This window comes from Streptomyces sp. NPDC006314 (assembly GCF_040613075.1).
In the GTDB taxonomy this organism is placed as follows: Bacteria; Actinomycetota; Actinomycetes; order Streptomycetales; family Streptomycetaceae; genus Streptomyces.
In genome coordinates this window covers 395,306-414,641 of record NZ_JBEXRL010000006.1, presented here as the reverse complement: position 1 = coordinate 414,641, position 19,336 = coordinate 395,306, and the positions used below count along the sequence as shown (strand labels likewise).

The window sequence follows — 19,336 nt, the reverse complement described above, 5'->3', positions numbered from 1 at the left end:
AACGGATCTTCGATGGCGCCCGCCGGGGCCGGAGGGCGGCCCCGGCGGCCCCGGGCTGTCGGAGGGGCCGACCATAATGGAGAGCCTCAGCCACTCCCCTGGAGGTACCGTGACCGGTTTGCGTTCCCTGAGCTCCGGGCTCCGCGGCTTGCGGCCCGCGGCCTTCGGCGCGGACCCGGACGGTGAGCGCCTGGCACGCATCCGTCGCTCTCCGCACTTCAAGGACGGTGTCTTCCAGAACCCCGGCGGAGCCGCGCGCACCCGGCCCTCCGGTTCCGCGCTGGACTTCGCGAAGGTGTTCTTCGACAAGGACACCCGGCCCATGCGCGCCCCGAAGGGCACCGTCCCGGTGCACCCCACGACCTTCGCCGACCTGGCCGGCCCACCCGCCACGGGACTGCGGCTGACCTGGATCGGCCACTCCAGCGTGCTCGCGGAGATCGACGGCCACCGGGTCCTGTTCGACCCCGTCTGGGGCGAGCGCTGCTCCCCGTTCCCCTTCGCCGGACCGAAGCGGCTGCACCCCGTGCCGCTGCCGCTGGCCGCGCTCGGCGAGGTCGACGTGGTCGTGATCTCGCACGACCACTACGACCACCTGGACCTGCCCACCATCAAGGCGCTGGCCGGCACGGACACCGTGTTCGCCGTGCCGCTCGGTGTGGGTGCCCACCTCGAACACTGGGGCGTCTCCCCGGACCGGCTGCGCGAACTGGACTGGCACGAGTCCACCAAGGTCGGCGGAGTGACCCTCACGGCCACTCCCGCCCGCCATTTCTGCGGCCGCGGACTGCGCAACACCCAGCACACCCTCTGGGCGTCCTGGGCCGTCGCCGGCGAGGAGCACCGGATCTACCACAGCGGCGACACCGGCTACTTCGGGGGTTTCGAGGAGATCGGTGCCGCGCACGGCCCGTTCGACGCCACGATGATCCAGATCGGGGCGTACAGCGAGTTCTGGCCCGACATCCACATGACCCCCGAGGAAGGCCTGCGCGCCCATCTCGACCTGCAGGGCGGAGCGCCGCACGGCGTGCTGCTGCCGATCCACTGGGGCACCTTCAACCTCGCCCCGCACCCCTGGGCCGAGCCGGGGGAGTGGACGAAGGAGGCGGCGGAGGAGGCCGGCCAGGCCGTGGCCCTGCCCCGGCCCGGCGAGCCCTTCGAGCCGGCGGGCAAGCTCCCGGCCGAGGCGTGGTGGCGAGCCGTGTCGGGGGAGGTCCGGCGGACCTGGCGCTCCGTCGGGGCGTTCGTCGCCGAGCCGCCCAAGCGCGGCTGACGCGTCCTCTCCTGCCGCCGAGCCCGCTAAGCCACGGCCAAAACCCGCACTCTGCGTGACATCGACAGGAAGGCCGGGGGCGGTGCGCGCGGTCCGGCGCGAGAGACGGACGGAGAACTCGAGAAAAACGGACGGGCGGTGAGGGCCGGGCGGGTGCCGGCCCATCGCCCGTCGTCTTCTTTTGTGACCGGTTTTGACCAGGTCCTATCGCTGTCTTTCGGGTCGGCCGGGGGTGTCCGGCCGGGCCATCGGTCCTTCGTACGAGGCTTCATACCAGAGCGGGACGCTCCTCTGGGGAGTTTGTCAACTGCCCACCGCACATGATGCTCAGGCAACTACTGTGAGTGTCCGTCGGACGACGCGCGGCCGGGTGCACCGGTCCCGCCGACCGGCACCGCGATGACGCATGTCCGCAGCGCGCACCGCGTGAGGAAACAGGCCCGACGGAACAGTACGAGGACGCAGATGTCTCACCTCCGAGCACCGGCCACCCGCGCCGACCGCCGCGAGGGCGGCCGGCACGGGCGGCCGGTCGCCCGACCCGCTCCCGCACTGCCCGAACCGCACATACGGCCCCAGCTCATGCGGCTCGCGGTACTGCCGCCCCTCGCGGTCGCGCTCAGCGCCACCGCCGCCGTGCTGTTCAGCATCCGCTCCACCGGCGCGCGCACCGGTCCCATCCTGTGGGCCGTGCTCGCCGGATCGGTCACGGTGGCCGTCGCGGGCATCCTGATCGCCGCGGTGGCCGCCGACCGCGCCGCCCGCTCCGTCGCCGAGCGGGTCGACGCGTTGCGCCGCACCGCCGCGCGCGGGGAGGCCGACCTGCACGCCCTGGTCGACGCGCTGCGCCAAGGCGAGACCCCGCCGCAACGCAACCCGCGCCGCCGGCCGGCCGAGGACGCCGACGACTTCGAACTGCTCGCCGCCGATCTGGCCCGCGCGCACGACGGCGCCGTCACCGCCGTCGTGCGGGCCGCCCAGCTCTCCAGCCAGGCGAGCAGCGAGCAGAAGCTGGAGGTCTTCGTCAACCTGGCGCGCCGGCTCCAGTCCCTCGTGCACCGGGAGATCTCGATCCTCGACGATCTCGAGAACGAGATCGAGGACCCCGACCTGCTCAAGGGCCTGTTCCACGTGGACCACCTGGCCACCCGCATCCGGCGGCACGCCGAGAACCTCGCCGTGCTGGGCGGTGCCGTCTCCCGGCGCCAGTGGAGTAACCCGGTGAACATGACCGAGGTGCTGCGCTCCGCCATCGCCGAGGTCGAGCAGTACTCCCGGGTGAAGCTGGTGCCGCCGATCGACGGCGAACTGCGCGGCCACGCCGTCGCCGACGTCATCCACCTGCTGGCCGAACTCATCGAGAACGCCACGGTGTTCTCCGCCCCGCAGACCCAGGTGCTGCTCCGCGCCAACCTCGTCACCTCAGGGCTCGCCGTGGAGGTCGAGGACCGCGGACTCGGCATGCCCGTCGCCGAACAGCACCGGATGAACGCCCTGCTCGCCGACCCCGACCAGGTCAATGTCGCCAGCCTGCTTGCCGACGGCCGCATCGGCCTCTACGTCGTCTCCCAGCTGGCCCGCCGACACGGCATCACCGTGCGGCTGCAGACCAACATCTACGGCGGTGTGCAGGCCGTACTCGTCGTCCCCGAGGCCGTACTGGGAACGGCGCCCGGGGTGCCCGGGGCGATTGCCGCCACCGCCGCGCAGCTGCGGGACCCGGTGGACACCGGGGCGACGCAGCAGACGCAGCAGGTGCCGGCGCCCGTACCGCCGCCCGCACAGATCCCGAGGGCACGGACGGGAGCCGGAGTGCCGGCCCCGGCCGGGTCCGGGGCCGGGCCGGCTCCCGGTACCGGGCGGCGGCGGCACGCCCAGCGCGGGTCCGGGCGGCGGAATGCCGGGAGCGGCGCGGATCGGCCTGGTTCCGAGAGCGGCGAGGACGGGCGGAGCGGAGCTGTCCCCGCTCCGCTGCCGGTGCGAGGCGCCCAGGATGCGCGGCCGACCCCCACCGAGGCCGTACCCGGCATCGGCGCCGAGGACCGGCCGGTGGTCGAGGCACATGCCGGTATGCCACCCACCCCTCGCGACGGCATCGTGCGCGGCACCATGGACAAGCCCCGGCTGCCCCGCCGCCGGGCCCAAGAGAACCTCGTGCCCCAGCTGCGCGGCGGCCCCGCGCCCCGCCAGGACGGCGACACCGTCGCGGGCCACGACCCCACGCTGATGGCAGCTTTCCAACGCGGGATCGGACTCGCCGAGACACAGCAGCACATGGGGCCGGCGGCCGACGAGACGCCGGGCGGGGAGTCGCCGGGCGGGGAGTCGCCGGGCAGGGAGTCGCCGGGCAGGGAGCCCGGGTACGGCGAGCTGGCGTACCCGGAGTCACAGCACATGGGCTCCGGCCACACGGGCACCGCCCACATGCCGTCGCCCCGCCTCACCGCGTCACATATGGACGCCGCGCACATGGATGCCGCACACATGGCGGCCGGCCACCTTCAGTCCGCCGCGGCGGATCCCCTCGAACCCACACGCGCACGGCCCGAACACACGGGCCCCGACCACAAGGGCCACAAGCACATGGTCCCGGACCACACGCCCCGGGACCATACGCCCGACCACACGGCCCCAGCCCCCATCCCCCGAGCGCGCGCCCACGCGCCCGTATCCGACGGCACCCATGGCACCGGCCGGACCGACGGGAGCGCCCCGGCCGGCTGACCACACCCCCCGTACACACCCCACGCCCGTATACCCCCATCCAGCGCTCCCGCAGATTTCCGTACCCCAAGGAGTCGATCCACCATGGCGAGCGATGCGCCGACCGCCCACGCATCCGACCTCGACTGGCTGCTGAGCGGCCTCGTGCAGCGCGTACCGCACACCAGCAGCGCGGTGCTCCTGTCCTGCGACGGACTGGTGAAGTCCGTACACGGTCTCGACCCCGACAGCGCCGACCACATGGCGGCCCTGGCCTCCGGGCTGTACTCGCTCGGGCGCAGTGCGGGCGTCCGGTTCGGCGACGGCGGAGACGTCCGCCAGGTCGTCGTCGAACTCGACTCGACCCTGCTGTTCGTCACGACCGCCGGTTCCGGCACCTGCCTGGCCGTGCTGGCCGGTCGCGAGGCCGACGCCGCCGTGCTCGGCTACGAGATGGCGATGCTGGTCAAGAGCGTCCGCCCCTACCTGGTGACCGCGCCCCGGCAGCACACCGCCGAACCCACGGCGACGAGGCCTTGAGCGTGGCCGCAGCCGGTGACGGGCCCTGGCTGGACGACGCGGCGGGACGGCTGGTGCGCCCGTTCACGGTCAGCAACGGCCGCACCGAGCCGAGCATCGCCCTCGACCTGATGTCGCAGGTGATGGCCACCGGGGTGACCCCACTCGACTACCTCGGGCCCGAGTACGCACAGGCACTCGACCTGTGCAGCGCGCCCGTCTCGGTCGCCGAGGCCGCCGCCCAGCTGAAACTGCCCGCAGCGGTCACCAAGGTCCTGCTCTCGGACCTGGTCGACTGCGGTGCGCTGACCACCAAGCCGCCCGCCTTCCACCACACTCCCACTGACCGGTCTCTGCTGGAGGCAGTGCTCGATGGACTACGACGACAGCTCTGACCCGTTCCCCACCGCGCTCAAGATCCTCGTGGCGGGCGGGTTCGGGGTCGGCAAGACGACCTTCGTGGGCGCGGTCAGCGAGATCGCGCCACTCAGCACGGAGGAACTGCTCACCACGGTCAGTGCGGCCACGGACAACCTCGACGGCATCGAGAACAAGATGGAGACGACGGTCGCCATGGACTTCGGCCGGATCACCCTCGATCCGGAGCATGTGCTGTACCTCTTCGGCACGCCGGGGCAGGAGCGGTTCTGGTTCATGTGGGACGAGCTGTCCGAGGGCGCGCTCGGCGCGGTGATCCTCGCCGACACCCGCCGGCTCCAGGACTGCTTCGCCGCCGTCGACTTCTTCGAGGAACGCGGGCTCGCCTTCATCATCGCCGTCAACGAGTTCGACGGGGGCTTCCGCTACGACCCCGGGGAGGTGCGGGCCGCCATCGACCTCGGCCCGGAGGTCCCGGTCGTCCGCTGCGACGCCCGCATCTCCAGCTCCGGCGTGCAGACCCTGCTCACCCTGGTACGCCATCTGCTCGCCCACACCCCGGAGCCCGCGCCCAGGCGTGGCGCCCACATGTGATTCCGCCCTACCGCCCATGGAGCCCCTATATGAGGTACGCCCACAGCGACGGAGCCCGGCCATGAGCTACGAGCCGCCCCGACCGGTCCGGGGGCTGCTGCTCACCCCCGAGGACAAAGAGGCCCCCGCCCGCGTCCACCGGCTGCGCCGACTCGGCCTGGCGGACCGGCCCGACCCCGCGCTCGACGCCTTCGCCGAGCACCTCGCCCAGCTCACCGGGGCGCCGTACGCCATGGTCAACTTCATCGGCGAGGACCACCAGTTCTTCGCCGGCCTGAGCGCCCCCGCCATCGCCCCGGTCGTCCGCGAGGACGGCAGCGGGGCCGTGCTCGGCCGGGTCCTGCCGCGCGACCACGGGTTCTGCCCCCATGTGGTGGTCCGCCGCAAGGCGCTGGTCCTGGAGGACGTCCGCGACTACCCGCGATTCGCCGGTAACCCCGTGGTCGACGAGTACGGAATCCGGTCCTATCTCGGCGCCCCGCTCATCGACAGCTCAGGTATGGCGCTCGGCACCGTGTGCGCCGCCGGCACAGAGCCCAGCGCCTGGGGGAAGGCGGGCCTGGAGACCATCAAGGCACTCGCCGCCACTCTCGTCGTACGGCTCGAACGGAGCGCGGACGACGGCTTGCCTCTCTGACACGCGGGGCATCGCGAGGGGCATGAAGGAAAGCTGAGGCAGCGGTTAAGAAAAGCTCGATGGACCCCGGCCCGCGCGTACGGCAGATTGCAGGGTGATTCCACCCCTCTGACCCGGTGCGGGCTGCTTCGGCATGCCCGCGGCCGGGACCTCACCCACAGGAGCCGTAGCGTTGAAGGCGCTGGTCAAGGAGAAGGCGGAGCCAGGGCTCTGGCTGACGGACGTCCCGGAGCCCGCCATCGGTCCCGGTGACGTGCTGATCAAGGTCATGCGGACCGGTATCTGCGGCACCGACCTGCACATCCGGGCCTGGGACGGCTGGGCGCAGCAGGCGATCCGCACTCCGCTCGTGGTCGGGCACGAGTTCGTCGGGCAGGTCGTCGAGGTCGGGCGCGACGTGAGCGACGTCCGCATCGGCGACCGGGTCAGCGGCGAGGGCCACCTGGTGTGCGGCAAGTGCCGCAACTGCCTGGCCGGCCGCCGCCACCTGTGCCGGGCCACCGTCGGTCTGGGGGTGGGCCGCGACGGAGCCTTCGCCGAGTACGTGGCCCTGCCCGCGTCCAACGTGTGGGTGCACCGCGTCCCCGTCGACCTCGACGTCGCCGCGATCTTCGACCCGTTCGGCAACGCCGTGCACACCGCGCTGTCCTTTCCGCTGGTCGGCGAGGACGTCCTGATCACCGGCGCCGGACCGATCGGCCTGATGGCCGCCGCGGTGGCCCGGCACGCGGGCGCCCGCAAGGTGGTCGTCACCGACGTCAGCGAGGAGCGCCTGGAGCTGGCCCGCAAGATCGGTGTGAGTCTCGCGCTGAACGTCGCGGAGTCCACGATCGCCGAAGGCCAGCGGGAGCTGGGGTTGCGCGAGGGCTTCGACATCGGCCTGGAGATGTCCGGCCGCCCCGAGGCCATGCGGGACATGATCGCCAACATGACGCACGGCGGCCGGATCGCGATGCTAGGTCTCCCGGCGCAGGAATTCTCGGTCGACTGGGCCCGGATCGTCACCTCGATGATCACCATCAAGGGCATCTACGGCCGTGAGATGTTCGAGACCTGGTACGCGATGTCGGTGCTGCTGGAGAGCGGCCTGGACCTCGCCCCGGTGATCACCGGCCGGTACGGCTACCGCGACTTCGAAGCGGCCTTCGCCGACGCGGCCAGCGGCACCGGCGGCAAGATCATCCTGGACTGGACTGTTTGATTTCCGGCTCGGTTCACCTCCGGGGCGCCTGATGCCGGTGCCGAGAGACCGACCGTGCTCAGCCCTTCGGGCCTTCGCGCGCTCGCCCTCTCGAGACCGGCGCGCCCCTTCGGCTCACTCGCCCTCGCACTTGATGGAGTCCCTCATGTTCAACTCTGTTCGTGACGACCTGCGCGCCGCTCTCGACGAGATCCGCGCCGCCGGCCTGCACAAGCCCGAGCGGGTCATCGGTACCCCGCAGTCCGCGACCGTCAACGTCACCGCCGGCGGCCGTCCCGGCGAGGTCCTCAACTTCTGCGCCAACAACTACCTCGGTCTCGCCGACCACCCCGAGGTGGTCGCCGCCGCCCACCAGGCCCTGGACCGCTGGGGCTACGGAATGGCCTCCGTCCGCTTCATCTGCGGCACCCAGGAGGTGCACAAGGAGCTGGAGAGCCGCCTGTCGGCGTTCCTCGGCCAGGAGGACACGATCCTGTACTCCTCCTGCTTCGACGCCAACGGCGGTGTCTTCGAGACCCTGCTCGGTGAGGAGGACGCGGTGATCTCCGACGCCCTCAACCACGCGTCCATCATCGACGGCATCCGCCTGTCCAAGGCCCGCCGCTTCCGCTACGCCAACCGCGACCTCGCGGACCTGGAGGCCAGGCTCAAGGAGGCGACCGAGGGCGGTGCGCGCCGCAAGCTGGTCGTCACCGACGGCGTCTTCTCCATGGACGGCTACGTGGCCCCACTGCGGGAGATCTGCGACCTCGCCGACCGCTACGACGCCATGGTCATGGTCGACGACTCGCACGCCGTCGGCTTCGTCGGCCCCTCCGGCCGCGGCACCCCCGAGCTGCACGGCGTCATGGACCGCGTCGACATCATCACCGGCACCCTGGGCAAGGCCCTCGGCGGCGCCTCCGGCGGCTATGTCGCCGCCCGCGCCGAGATCGTCGCCCTGCTGCGCCAGCGTTCCCGCCCGTACCTGTTCTCCAACACCCTCGCCCCGGTGATCGCCGCCGCCTCCCTCAAGGTCCTCGACCTCCTGGAGTCCGCCGACGACCTGCGCGTCCGCCTCACCGAGAACACCGCGCTCTTCCGCCGCCGCATGACCGAGGAGGGCTTCGACATCCTCCCCGGCGACCACGCCATCGCGCCCGTCATGATCGGCGACGCCGCGAAGGCGGCCCGGTTGGCCGAGCTGCTGCTGGAACGCGGCGTCTACGTGATCGGCTTCTCCTACCCGGTCGTCCCGCAGGGCCAGGCCCGGATCCGCGTCCAGCTGTCCGCCGCGCACTCCACGGACGACGTGAACCGCGCCGTCGACGCGTTCGTCGCGGCCCGCGCCGAGCTGGTGGCCTGACCGGAGCCGGTCCCCAGGGGCGACCTGACCGGGGCGGACCCCTGGGATAATCGAGGCATGATCGAAGCACGGCGGCTCCACATCCTGCGTGCGGTGGCCGACCACCGCACGGTCACCGCGGCAGCCGCCGCGCTGTACCTCACCCCCTCGGCCGTCTCCCAGCAGCTGACGGCCCTGGAGCAGGAGACCGGCCACCGTCTGGTCGAGCGCAGCGCCAAGGGCGTACGGCTCACCCCGGCCGGCGAGATCCTGCTCAGCCACACCAACGCGGTCCTCGCCCAGCTGGAGCGGGCCGAGGCCGAGCTGGCCGCCTACGGCTCGGGCGAGGCGGGCACGGTCACCGTGGCCGCCTTCGCGACCGGTATCGCGCAGGTCGTGGCCCCGGCCTTGGCCCGCCTCTCGGCCCGCGCCCCCGGCATAGGCATCCGCGTCCAGGACGCCGAGGGCGACGCCAGCCTGCCGATGGTCCTGGACCGGCAGGTCGACGTGGCGGTCGCCGTGGAGTACCGGGGCGCCCCGGCCGCCGACGACCCCCGGCTCACCCACGTCCCGCTGTACGCCGAGCCGTTCGACGCCGTCGTACCGGTCGGTCACCGCCTCGCGGACACCGCCGAGGTTCCCCTCGCCGAACTGGCCAAGGACCCATGGATCGGCCCGTACCCCGGCAACCCCTGCCACGACGTGGTCGTCCTGGCCTGCGAGAGCGCCGGGTTCCAGCCCCGCCTGGAACACTCCTCCGACGACTTCCGGGCTGTCGTCGCCCTCGCCTCGGCCGACGCCGGGGTGGCCCTTGTACCGCGCTCCGCGCTGCGCGGCATGGACCTCACGGGTGTGGTCGTCCGCCCGGTCGACGGCGTGGCCCCGACCCGCCGGGTCTTCGCCGCCGTACGCCGGGGAGCCGAGGGGCACCCGCTGATCCGGCCGGTGCTGGAGGCGCTGGGGGAGGCGGCACAGGCGTGAGGCTTCCGTAACCCGCTCGTCTCATATCCGGGTTAACGTCCCGGATATGAGAGACGGCGATCCCATCGACACCCGGCTCGGCGCCCGGCTCGCCGAACTCCGGGCCCAACGCGGCTGGTCTCTGGGCGAGTTGGCGGAGCGCAGCGGAGTCAGCAGGTCGACCCTGTCCCGCGCCGAGCGGGCCGAGACCAGTGCGACCGCCGCACTCCTCAACCGCCTCTGCCACGTCTTCGGACGCACCATGTCCCAGCTGCTCAGCGAGGTCGAGGCGGAGCCGGCCCCGCTGGTCCGGGCGGAAGAGCAGCAGGTCTGGGAGGACAGCGCCTCCGGTTTCGCACGCCGGTCCGTGTCCCCGCCGCACACCGGCCTGCGCGGCGAACTGGTCGAGGGCCGGCTCACGCCGGGGGCCGACATCGCCTACGACCGCCCGTCCGTGCCCGGCCTGGAACAGCACCTGTGGGTCCTCGACGGCACGCTCGAGGTGACCGTCGGCGACACCGGCCACGTCCTCGACGCCGGCGACTGCCTGCGGATGCGCGTCTTCGGCCCGACGCGGTTCCGCTGCACCGGACCCGGCGAGGCGCGCTACGTGCTGGCGGTGGTACGGCCATGAGGGTACTGCGCTGGGACGACACTCACATGCGCCGGCACATCGAGGAGTTGGCCGACCTGCTGGCCGACACCGTGGCCGGCGGCGCCTCGGTCGGCTTCCTCGCCCCGTTCGGGCGGGCGGAGGCCGCCGCCTGGTGGCGGGAGCGGGCGGATGCCGTGGCGGCGGGGCGGCTGGCGGTGTGGGTGGCCGTGGACGACACGGACCGGGTGGCGGGCACGGTCGGCCTGGCGCTGCCCGACAAGCCCAACAGCCGCCACCGCGCCGAACTCGTGAAGCTGATGGTGCACCGCTCCGCGCGCGGGCGGGGCCTCGGCCGCCGGCTCCTCACCACCGCCGAACACGCGGCCGTGTCCGCCGGCATCACCCTCCTCCACCTAGACACCGAGACCGGCAGCCCCGCCGAGCACCTGTACCGCTCGGCCGGCTGGACCCGGGCCGGCACCATTCCCGACTACGCCCGCGACCCCACGGGCGAGTTGCACCCCACGACCCTGTACTTCAAGCGGCCGGCCGCTCCGCAGGGGTGACTGTCAGTGGCAAGGGTTACGGTGCCGGGCATGCCGGATGCAGAAGACGTACGCCGTATCGCCCTGTCCCTGCCGGACACGACGGAGAAGGTCGCCTGGAACATGCCCACGTTCCGGGTGGCCGGGAAGATGTTCGCCACGCTCCCGGAGGACGAGACGTCCATCGCCGTGCGCTGCCCGAAGGAGGAGCGTGACGAGCTGGTGCTGGCCGAGCCGGACAAGTTCTGGATCGCCGACCACGAGGCCCAGTTCGCCTGGGTGAGGGCGAGACTCGCCGTGCTGGAGGACGAGGACGAGCTGCGGGACATTCTCGCCGACTCCTGGCGTCAGGCGGCCCCGCCCCGGCTCCTGGAGGTCCACCCGGAGTTGGGGCCGCCCGGCGGTCGGTGAAAACCCTCCGGCGGCGGCCGGGGCGGCGTGGCATGATCCCGCGCGGCGGGATCGGCAAGGGCCGGGGCCGGGAGGGGAGTACGGGGTATGACCGGTACGGATGCACGGCGGGATCTCGTCATCCGGGCCGGGTGCGGCGCCGCCCCACGGCCCCGGCCGTCTGGGCGACCAGTGTGCAGACCAGGTCCCGGCCGACGTCCTCAACCGCATCCACGCCTACGACGTGGCGGGTTCCCTCGCGATGATGCCGGTCGGCCAGGCCCTCGCGGACCCGGCCGCCGGCGCACTCGGCGCCGGCCATGTCCTGCTGGTCTCCGCCGCGACGAGCCTGGCGGTGGCCGCGGCCCTGCTCGCGGCCCCGGCGATCCCGCGACCTCGTCCGTGCCGACGCGAGTGGCCCCGCCCCGAAGGCTCCCTGGCTCACGCTCGCGTCGCGACGCGCTGCCCGGCACCCACGAACCGGCCGATCCGTTCCCGCAGGCCGCGCGCATCGAGCCCGTGCGCGGCCACATGCTCCTCGATGGTCCCGTAGCGGCGCAGCTCACGTCGGCCGACGCCCAGCCCGAGCACCCGGTGCGGAACGTCGGCCAGCGCCTCGCTCACCACGCCCGTCGACGTCCCCGCGAGATAGGGCTCGACCAGCACGACGTCGCTGCCCGCCGCCTCCACGGCCCGGCGCAGCCCCGCCGCGTCGAAGGGCCGTACGGTCGTCGCGTACAGGACGGTCACGTCCAGCCCCTCCGTGGCCGCGAGGACGGCGTCCAGCACCGGGCCGACCGCGACGACGACACCGGAGCGGCCCTCGCGGACCGTCACGAAGTGCTTGCCGTCGATCACCCGGCCCTGCCGGTTGGACTGCACGGAGAGCCGCACGTACACCTTGTCGTCGCCCGCGGCGACCGCGTGGTGCAGCAGCGTCTCGGCCTCGTCGGGATGCCCGGGCACGTGCACGGTCCAGCCGTCCAGCGTGTCGAGAAGGGCCACGTCGCCCGGGGCCATGTGCGTATGGCCACCGGCCGGCCAGTCGAAGGAGGCGGCCGCGCTCACCAGCACCGCTCCGGCGTTCTGGTGCCCCAGATCCAGCTTGACCTGTTCGAAGGGCCGCTCCACGAGGAAGCTGGCGAAGGTGTGCACGACCGGCCGCAGTCCGGTGAGCGCCAGCCCCGCCCCCACTCCGACCAGGAGCTGCTCGCGGATGCCGACGTTGATCACCCGGTCGGGATGCCGGCGCATGGCCTCGCGGAAGCCGTCCGTGCCGATCTCGGCGAGGACGACCGCGACCCGCGGGTCCTCGTCCAGCAGCCGGGACACTACGGGGGCGAAACGGTCACGCATGGTGTCCATGAAGGTGTGCCCTTTCCGGAGAGCAGAGTGGGTCAGCGGTTCTTCGGCTCGACACGGGCCACGACCACGTGCGGCCGTCCCGGATGCGGGGCCGTGAACGCGGCGTACAGCGCCTCGTGGTCGCGCCCGTCGACGGTCACCGCGGACCAGCCCGCGGCCTCGAAGCGGGCGGCGATCCCACCGGGCAGCGTGTGGCTGGCGGAGGAGTTGTCGACCACCACGGTGTGCAGTCGCTCCAGGGCGGACGGCCCGGCGAAGGCGATCGCCTCGTGATTGCTGCCCTCGTCCAGTTCCGCGTCCCCGATCAGCACCCACACCGCCGGGTCGTGCAGCCCCTGCGCCCGCAGTCCCAGCGCGGTGCCCACGGCGATCGGCAGCCCGTGCCCGAGCGACCCGCTGCCGATCTCGGCCCCCGGCACGAGTACGCGGTCCGGGTGATGCCCGAGCGGGGAGTCGTACGACCCGAACCCCGGCAGCCACTCGACGGGCAGGAAGCCCTTCGCGGCCAGCACGGCGTAGTACGCCATGGGCCCGTGCCCCTTGCTCAGCAGGAACCGGTCCCGGCCCGGATCGTCCCGCCGCTCCGGCGTGACCCGGAGCACCCGGTCGTACAGCACCCACAGCACGTCGAGTGTGGAGGTGGCCGCCGGGCCGTGCTTCTCGTCACCGGTCATCAGACTCATCAGCCCGGGCAGGTCGTCATGGCCGTACGCACGGTTCTCTTCCGCTGTGATCGTCATGCCGTCGATCGTGCAACCTCAACCAAACTTGAGGTCAAGCCGAAACGGATGCGCGACCACCGACCCGAGTGCGGTATTGTTTCCCTGCGCGTTTCGACTCGGGAAACCCCAGGTCAAACGGGCACCGGGACGTGGCGCAGCTTGGTAGCGCACTTGACTGGGGGTCAAGGGGTCGCAGGTTCAAATCCTGTCGTCCCGACTTGCTTGTCGCAGGTCGGAGGCCGCTTTCTCAGAGATGGGAAGGCGGCCTTCGTGGGTGTGCGGCGTCTTTCTCCGCTACATCACGAGTACGGCGTCCCGGCACGCGTAACCGGTCGCGGGGGAGGACACCTCCAGGGTCCACACTCCCGGTTCGGCCCGTACTTCCGCGCGGAACCGCCCGTCGCCGCAGGGTCTCATCGGATCGACGGAGACACATCTGCCGTCCTCCGCGAGGCGTTGGACACGGAGTTCCATGGCGCTGTCCGCGTTCGTGGCCCATACCTCGATCGGCTCGCCGGCCAGGGCCAGGTCGGGAAGTTCGAGCCCGATCTCGTGTTCCGAGGCCAGAAACCGGGCGCGTTCGACGCCGTTGCAGATGTTCCGCAACTGGTACTGAACGGGTTCGGCGTCGATGAGCGAGGCGTGCCGGAAGGGGAACCACATGGTGGACGCCGTGGTGGCGTACTCGGGAGGGGTGGCCGAGAGCTGCGGGACGGTGCCGTCCCCCAGCCATGGACCACGACCGCCGGGCAGGTCGTCATGGAATCGAGGCTGCCCCGCGGTGTCGAAGGAGACGCTGTGCGCGGTGCGGTGCGTGGCACCGCCCAGGGGGATGAGTTCATAGGAGGCGGCTCCCTCGGCGTCGTTCCTGATCCGGGCCTTCTGCATGTCCCGGTGGAACTTGAAGGCGTCCACGACCGTGGCGGTCGCAAGGCCCTTGATCGGCGGGATCGCGCTGAGGTGCGAGACTGCCCCCTCCCGGTCGTCGACCGCGACCGCCTTGTACACCGGGAGCAACTGCCCCAGAGACGGGTACGTCGAGCACACCTCGCGGAGCCCGTCCCGCCACGCGCCCGGCAACGGTCCCAGCCCCTCACCCAGCAGGAACCGCAGAGCTTTCACGCTGCCCAGATACGGCGTGCCGAGGGAGACGACCGCGCGGGTCACCTCACGGCCCTTGAGTGCCTCCACGTAGTACCGCACGACCAGACCGCCCATGGAGCGGCAGATGAAGACCACCTTGGCGTCCCCGGCACCCGGGAACCGCCGGCGGTCCGCGGTGGACTGCCACCGGGCGAGGCGCCCCTCGACGAACCGCTGGAGTTTCCGTGCCGAGTTGCGATTGCTGAGCCGCCAGTCGTAGGGGAACACGGCCAGCTGTTCGGGAGCGATCCCGAGCCGCCTGACCAGTCCGCCGTAGCCGAGGTGTGCCATGAGGCCGGGCAGGACACGCGGGGTCTCGATCGGGGAGCCCAGGGACAGGGCGTGCTGCGGCTCCGGGTCCTCGTCCGCGATCCCCTTCTGGAGCCGGAGACGCTCCAGAAGTCTCCCGGGCCGGAGGACGCCGGCGGCGGCCTGCGGACTCAGGTTCCAGACATCCACACCATCCCAGGTCAACGCCGTGCCCATGATGCCCGGCACGACGACGACAAGGTCGTCTTTCACGGCAAGTGCTCCTCGGTCGGTGAACGGAATGAAGCGTTCCGGGCGGTGATCGGAACGCCGAGACGGATCAGGTTCTGCGAGGTCAGCAGCAACTGGTCGCAGCGCAGGCCGACCTGCGGCCCGCCCTGGACCATGAGGGTGATCCCGGCGTCGTCGAAGACGGAGGCCACCTGCGACACGTCGTAACCGCGGGGTTCGACAGCGGGGAGCGCCCGCTCGGTGGCGACGTCCCAGAGGTGGAGACGGCCTGAGGTGGCGTGCCAGCCGACCAGGAGCGGCCGATGGGCCGGGCCCACCAGGGCGAGACCGTCGAGGGGACCGCCGGGGGGCGGCGGAAGGAGGGCCGTCGTGCCGAACCAGCCCTCGCACTCGGCGATCTCCACCTGATTGCCGCAGGCGATGGCCACCAGAGGCACGGTCCTCCGACCCGTTTCCCGGACACCGGTGGCGACCGCGCGGACCTTGACGGAGTCCACGGTGAAGGGCTTGGCCTCGGCGGCGGCGAGGTCCCAGACCCGTACGACGTCGCCGCCCCACGCCGACAGCCAGGTCCGCCCCTCCGGCGTCCCGGCCACGGCGAGGCGTTGCACACTGCCCGAGGCACCCATGGGCCGCGTGGTCCCGCGGCTCCAGCCGGTCCCCGGCTCCGCGTCGCGTTCCCAGCAGGCCACACTCTGTCCGGAGGGCCAGAACAGCTCAAGGTGTCGCCCGGGGGCCGCGCGGAGGGCGATCGACGGTACGGGCACATCCCTTGCCCCCGCGAGATCGAGCATGTCGGTGGTCATGGTGACCAGGTCGGGACCGAGGGTCCACACCAGGGCGGCCCTGCGGCCGACGGCAGCCACCACCCACTGCTCGCCGAGTGACGCGGCGGCGATGGCGGTGACCGGATCGGGATGGCTCAGCACCGCACCGACGGGCCGGGGGCCGGCCGAGGTGTGCAGGCTCACCAGGATGTCCGTGTCCTGTGACCTGCACAGCAGGAACTCGCCGGCCGCGCCGACGGCGACCTCCGTCTGCGGATTGGCTCGGGGGTCGCCTCGCCGTCTTCGCCTGACCCCGGGCGTGCCCTGCTCGTGCGGGGGGTGCGGCTCCCAGACCCGGACGCGGGTCTCGTCCGCCACGGCCAGCCGCCCCGTGCCCGATGGGTCGTACGCCAGCGATTTGTGGTGGCTGGTGCAGGGCAGAGGCACGTGTTCGGTCCCCGAGCCGGACCAGACCCGCACCTCGGAGCCCTCGCGCACCGCCACGAGCAGTCCTTCGGGCCTTCCCCCACGCTCACCGCCTGGCCCCCGCTGGCGGTGTGGAGGAGGAGCTCACGGTCGCTGCCGAAGAGCGGGTCGGGCAACCGCCAGACGGAGAGTGCACGGCCGTCCAGAGCCGCGACGACGGCGCCCCGGCCGTCCCGCGGGGCGAGCGCGGACACCGCCCGCACGGGTTGGTCGGTGGTCAGCAGCGGTGCCGCGCCGTGCAGGGGCTCGGACGTGACGGTGCCACGGAAGGGAACGGCCCACAGAGTCAGTCCCCTCGGCCCACCCGCGACCGCGACGACGGAGCCGGCCAGCGGGAGGAGTGCCACACACGACACCGCGGCGGGCAGCACCCGTAACCGCAGGAGCTCCCGGCCGTACGGGCCCTTGCCGTCCCACTTCCACAGCCACAGCCGCCCGCCCTCCACGGCGGCCAGGTGCACCAGCCCGTTCCACCAGGCGGCGGCGACGGCATCGGGTGACCCTCCCCAGTACAGCTCTTCGAAGGGGTGTCTCTCCTCGCCGCGCCAGAGCCGCAGCGCCAGTCCGTCGTGTGTCACGATCACCCGGTTGCCGCCGCCTTCCGCCACCGCCAGCCCCCGCTGCCGGCAGGCCGCGGACCAGCCCGCCGGTCCGGTGTCACGGCCCCGGATCTCGTGACCGCCGGCGGTCCACGATCTGATCTCTCCCGCGCCCGCCGCGTGGATGATTCCGTTGCCGTGTCCCTCCCAGTGCACCGCGAACGCCCCGCCCAGCGGGGCCGGCCAGCTCCGCTGCAGCGGGAGCCTGTCCGCGCTGCTCCACACGTCGTTCCAGAAGACCTCGGGGGGATGGGGAACGCTGTCCAGGACCTCGGCGGGGAACATCGCGAGAGCGGTCGCACGCAGCATGGCCCACCGCGCGGCGGATCGAGGATGGGTGCGGAAATGATCCGCGACCTGCACGTACAGCGCCGGCCGTGGTGCGATCGCCAGGCGGGTGGCCACCAGCGGTTCAAGGATGTCCGGCGAGGCGTGCACAGCGAAGTGGTAGTCGCTCGTCAGCTCGTCCAAAGTGGCGTCGTCGGCGAGCGCGGCGTGTGCGGCGATGTAGTGCGCCACGTAAGGTTCGGCCTTCGCCCAGTGCTCGCTGCGTGAAGGCCGCAATGCCAGCACGATACGCCGGTGGAGCAGGCACTGCCGGGCTTCGTCGCCGAGAAGGTGAGCTCCGAAGCTCGGATGGTGGAGTCGGTGAACCTCCGTGCCGAACTCGTCGTCGCGGGCGATGGCCACGCCCGTGGCCACGGCGATCACGAATCTCAGGTCGTCTTCGGTGTACTCCTTGCTGCCAGGCGGGCGCACGGCGTTGGCCATGGCCAGCCAGACGCGGGGCTGAGGCAGCCCGTTGCCCTGGGCGAGCGCCAAAGGGCGCAGCAGATCGCGGATGCGTGCGGGTTCGGCCGGGTCCAGCCGGTCGAGTTCGTCGCTCAGCAGTGACTCCAGAGCCGCGGTTCCGTGGCGCAGTTCGTCGTCCAGTCGCTCGGGCTCCGGCAGCGTGCTCAACCGTGCCAGACGCCGTGCCCACAGGGTGGCGACCAGGAAGAGGCCGTTGCTGCGGGAAGCGATGTGGCGGGCGACGGTACGCCGTGTCTCCTCGGCCTCCGCGAGCCGGTACGGGGAGTTGTCCTGACCCAGAAGGTGCTCGACATGCAGCGCGATGTCGCCTTCGGTCTCGGGAAGCCGGTCCAGCTCGACCGGATCCTCGCAGTGCAGTGCCTCCAGCAGGGTCTCGGCGGGTAATCCGCCGGGTAGGTTCCTGCGCGCGTTGGGGCGGGTGGCGACCACCACCTTGACCAGTGGTGTCCCGGCGAGAGGGTTGATCAGTCCGCGGGCGATGTCGAACGCGTGTCCCGCGGCTGCCTCGTCCAGCCCGTCGAACAGCAGGGTCAGGCTGCCCTTGCGCTGCGCGAGGGCGGCGATCCGCTCCACATAGGTGTGCGGTGCTCCGTACGCGAGGTCGGTTTGGCCGAGACCCAAGGCGCCCAGCCGGTGGCCGAGTTCCTCGCAGAGGACCGCCAAGGTCTTGCCCCGGCAGTGCAACGCTGCGTGCACGGAATAGAGCTCGGGCTGGATCCGCGGCCGTCTGTCCGCGGGCAGTGAGGCCGAGAACCCGCGTGTCGTCAGGTGGGCCAGATAGGTCAGCAACGTGGACTTGCCGGCGCCGGAGGCACCGGAGACGGCGAACAGGCCTGTGCTCCTTGTCACCATCCAGGTGACCAGCTCCCCGAGGACGCGATCACGGGAGGCGAAGTCGCGCAGTTGCCAGCTCTCCCCGGCGTCGGAGAAAACCGGCATGACGTCGGCGCTGAGTTCCTCGCCGATCCACGACTCGTCGTCGGGGGAGCGCAGGGCGGGCTTCACGCGTTCGGAGCAGTAGGGATTGAACAGGAAGTCCGGGCGCAGGGCCCGCACCTCGTACCACTCGGGCACCTGGTCCCTCATCAACGCCCGGACGGCCAGCATGAGGTGCGTGAACGCAACGACGGGGTTCTCCCGGTGGAAGAGCGGGACCGCGCGCGTCTCCGCGTCGGGTGTGTCCAGCACATGACGCAGACAGGCCACCCACCGCCCCTCGGTTGCCTCCTCGTCGGCTTCGGCCGTGGCGATCACCGCGAATCCGGCGTCGCCGCCCGTCCCGTCCCCCACCCGCCCTCTGGCCGCCTTGACCTGTTCGTTCACGTCGTCCAGTGCCGTTCCGGAGAAGCAGGCGTCCAGGACGAGGAGGGTGTCCGCGGCGTCCTCGGCCAGCCAGGAGACGAGTTCGGACGCGGAGACGGCTCGGTCGGGGGCGAAGGCCCCGTCGGCATACGTGTCCTGGCAGGCGAGGTAGAAGGTGTCCCCGATTCTCTCTCCGTGACCGGTCCAGTAGAGGACCTTCCGGCCCGCCGGCTGCTCGCGCAGTCTGGTCACCAGCTCCCGGACGCGACCACGGTCCAAGGTAGAACCCGTGGTGTCGGCATCCCCCGAACTGGCTACCCGCAGGGGCGGCGCGTTGAAGCCGAGCCGCTTCGCCTGCTCGGTGAAGTGGTCGGCACTGCGGCGAAGGTAGGAACGGTCGCGCCGTCGGTGGGTGTCACCCCGGTAGCGGTCGACCACCACTGTGGCCACGACGCCGTCATGCGGGACATCGACCATCCGAACCCGTCCTCCCCCGAATGCCCAGCCGGAATCCGT

17 protein-coding genes, 1 tRNA gene and 1 pseudogene are annotated in these 19,336 nt (G+C 71.9%); 14 read left to right on the top strand and 5 right to left on the bottom strand.

Annotated elements, in window-relative coordinates:
* Positions 1-109: 109 nt before the first annotated feature.
* The 13 genes and pseudogenes from ABZ079_RS14405 to ABZ079_RS14345 form a co-directional block, all read left to right on the top strand.
* On the top strand, positions 110-1,276 hold the full coding sequence (locus ABZ079_RS14405; protein ID WP_356939726.1) for an MBL fold metallo-hydrolase: 1,167 nt from the start codon (positions 110-112) through the stop codon (positions 1,274-1,276).
* 465 nt (positions 1,277-1,741) lie between these two features.
* Positions 1,742-4,000, top strand: coding sequence for an ATP-binding protein (locus ABZ079_RS14400; RefSeq protein ID WP_356939725.1), 2,259 nt, complete (start codon positions 1,742-1,744; stop codon positions 3,998-4,000).
* 84 nt (positions 4,001-4,084) lie between these two features.
* Positions 4,085-4,519, top strand: a complete 435-nt coding sequence (locus tag ABZ079_RS14395) for a roadblock/LC7 domain-containing protein (protein WP_356939724.1) — start codon at positions 4,085-4,087, stop codon at positions 4,517-4,519.
* A gap of 2 nt (positions 4,520-4,521) precedes the next feature.
* Positions 4,522-4,893, top strand: coding sequence for a DUF742 domain-containing protein (locus ABZ079_RS14390; protein WP_356939723.1), 372 nt, complete (start codon positions 4,522-4,524; stop codon positions 4,891-4,893).
* On the top strand, positions 4,871-5,470 hold the full coding sequence (locus ABZ079_RS14385) for an ATP/GTP-binding protein (protein WP_356939722.1): 600 nt from the start codon (positions 4,871-4,873) through the stop codon (positions 5,468-5,470). The genes ABZ079_RS14390 and ABZ079_RS14385 overlap by 23 nt, the downstream gene beginning before the upstream one ends.
* A gap of 61 nt (positions 5,471-5,531) precedes the next feature.
* Positions 5,532-6,107 (top strand): GAF domain-containing protein, encoded by a 576-nt coding sequence (locus ABZ079_RS14380; protein ID WP_356939721.1) that lies wholly within the window; start codon positions 5,532-5,534, stop codon positions 6,105-6,107.
* 172 nt (positions 6,108-6,279) lie between these two features.
* Positions 6,280-7,308, top strand: a complete 1,029-nt coding sequence (gene tdh / locus ABZ079_RS14375; RefSeq protein ID WP_356939720.1) for an L-threonine 3-dehydrogenase — start codon at positions 6,280-6,282, stop codon at positions 7,306-7,308.
* 145 nt (positions 7,309-7,453) lie between these two features.
* Positions 7,454-8,653 carry a glycine C-acetyltransferase gene (locus ABZ079_RS14370; RefSeq protein ID WP_356939719.1) on the top strand — a complete coding sequence of 400 codons (1,200 nt, stop codon included), beginning with the start codon at positions 7,454-7,456 and terminating at the stop codon, positions 8,651-8,653.
* Between the two features lie 57 nt (positions 8,654-8,710).
* A complete protein-coding gene (locus ABZ079_RS14365; protein ID WP_356939718.1) occupies positions 8,711-9,613 on the top strand; it encodes a LysR substrate-binding domain-containing protein in 903 nt (300 codons plus the stop codon).
* 46 nt (positions 9,614-9,659) lie between these two features.
* Complete coding sequence (locus tag ABZ079_RS14360) at positions 9,660-10,226, top strand: helix-turn-helix domain-containing protein (protein ID WP_356939717.1); 567 nt, start codon at positions 9,660-9,662, stop codon at positions 10,224-10,226.
* Positions 10,223-10,753, top strand: coding sequence for a GNAT family N-acetyltransferase (locus ABZ079_RS14355; protein ID WP_356939716.1), 531 nt, complete (start codon positions 10,223-10,225; stop codon positions 10,751-10,753). Before ABZ079_RS14360 ends, ABZ079_RS14355 begins: the two co-directional genes overlap by 4 nt.
* A 30-nt stretch (positions 10,754-10,783) precedes the next feature.
* Positions 10,784-11,143 (top strand): MmcQ/YjbR family DNA-binding protein, encoded by a 360-nt coding sequence (locus tag ABZ079_RS14350; RefSeq protein ID WP_356939715.1) that lies wholly within the window; start codon positions 10,784-10,786, stop codon positions 11,141-11,143.
* A 158-nt stretch (positions 11,144-11,301) separates the two neighbouring features.
* A pseudogene (locus ABZ079_RS14345) lies at positions 11,302-11,535 on the top strand (MFS transporter); the annotation flags it as partial.
* A 28-nt stretch (positions 11,536-11,563) separates the two neighbouring features.
* Here ABZ079_RS14345 and ABZ079_RS14340 read toward each other — a convergent pair.
* Both ABZ079_RS14340 and ABZ079_RS14335 read right to left on the bottom strand, forming a co-directional pair.
* Complete coding sequence (locus ABZ079_RS14340) at positions 11,564-12,487, bottom strand: transketolase (RefSeq protein ID WP_356939714.1); 924 nt, start codon at positions 12,485-12,487, stop codon at positions 11,564-11,566.
* Positions 12,488-12,519: 32 nt separating this feature from the next.
* The gene (locus ABZ079_RS14335) at positions 12,520-13,227 is read right to left on the bottom strand and encodes a transketolase (protein WP_356939713.1); all 708 of its coding nucleotides are present in this window, start codon (positions 13,225-13,227) and stop codon (positions 12,520-12,522) included.
* Between the two features lie 125 nt (positions 13,228-13,352).
* Here ABZ079_RS14335 and ABZ079_RS14330 point away from each other — a divergent pair.
* Positions 13,353-13,426, top strand: a tRNA-Pro gene (locus tag ABZ079_RS14330).
* Between the two features lie 77 nt (positions 13,427-13,503).
* Here ABZ079_RS14330 and ABZ079_RS14325 read toward each other — a convergent pair.
* The 3 genes from ABZ079_RS14325 to ABZ079_RS14315 are packed head-to-tail and all read right to left on the bottom strand — an operon-like array spanning position 13,504 to position 19,297.
* Positions 13,504-14,874: a hypothetical protein gene (locus ABZ079_RS14325; protein ID WP_356939712.1), complete on the bottom strand. Its 1,371-nt coding sequence runs from the start codon at positions 14,872-14,874 to the stop codon at positions 13,504-13,506.
* Positions 14,871-15,824, bottom strand: a complete 954-nt coding sequence (locus ABZ079_RS14320; RefSeq protein ID WP_356939711.1) for a hypothetical protein — start codon at positions 15,822-15,824, stop codon at positions 14,871-14,873. Before ABZ079_RS14320 ends, ABZ079_RS14325 begins: the two co-directional genes overlap by 4 nt.
* A complete protein-coding gene (locus ABZ079_RS14315) occupies positions 15,821-19,297 on the bottom strand; it encodes an NACHT domain-containing protein (protein ID WP_356939710.1) in 3,477 nt (1,158 codons plus the stop codon). Before ABZ079_RS14315 ends, ABZ079_RS14320 begins: the two co-directional genes overlap by 4 nt.
* Positions 19,298-19,336 lie beyond the last annotated feature (39 nt).

Excerpts from the sequence above, each read along its gene's own strand:
- ABZ079_RS14400 (WP_356939725.1), top strand. The coding sequence starts at position 1,742 with ATGTCTCACCTCCGAGCACCGGCCACCCGCGCCGACCGCCGCGAGGGC.
- ABZ079_RS14395 (WP_356939724.1), top strand. The coding sequence starts at position 4,085 with ATGGCGAGCGATGCGCCGACCGCCCACGCATCCGACCTCGACTGGCTG.
- ABZ079_RS14385 (WP_356939722.1), top strand. The coding sequence starts at position 4,871 with ATGGACTACGACGACAGCTCTGACCCGTTCCCCACCGCGCTCAAGATC.
- ABZ079_RS14380 (WP_356939721.1), top strand. The coding sequence starts at position 5,532 with ATGAGCTACGAGCCGCCCCGACCGGTCCGGGGGCTGCTGCTCACCCCC.
- ABZ079_RS14370 (WP_356939719.1), top strand. The coding sequence starts at position 7,454 with ATGTTCAACTCTGTTCGTGACGACCTGCGCGCCGCTCTCGACGAGATC.
- ABZ079_RS14365 (WP_356939718.1), top strand. The coding sequence starts at position 8,711 with ATGATCGAAGCACGGCGGCTCCACATCCTGCGTGCGGTGGCCGACCAC.
- ABZ079_RS14360 (WP_356939717.1), top strand. The coding sequence starts at position 9,660 with ATGAGAGACGGCGATCCCATCGACACCCGGCTCGGCGCCCGGCTCGCC.
- ABZ079_RS14355 (WP_356939716.1), top strand. The coding sequence starts at position 10,223 with ATGAGGGTACTGCGCTGGGACGACACTCACATGCGCCGGCACATCGAG.
- ABZ079_RS14350 (WP_356939715.1), top strand. The coding sequence starts at position 10,784 with ATGCCGGATGCAGAAGACGTACGCCGTATCGCCCTGTCCCTGCCGGAC.
- ABZ079_RS14340 (WP_356939714.1), bottom strand. The coding sequence starts at position 12,487 with ATGGACACCATGCGTGACCGTTTCGCCCCCGTAGTGTCCCGGCTGCTG.
- ABZ079_RS14335 (WP_356939713.1), bottom strand. The coding sequence starts at position 13,227 with ATGACGATCACAGCGGAAGAGAACCGTGCGTACGGCCATGACGACCTG.
- ABZ079_RS14315 (WP_356939710.1), bottom strand. The coding sequence starts at position 19,297 with ATGGTCGATGTCCCGCATGACGGCGTCGTGGCCACAGTGGTGGTCGAC.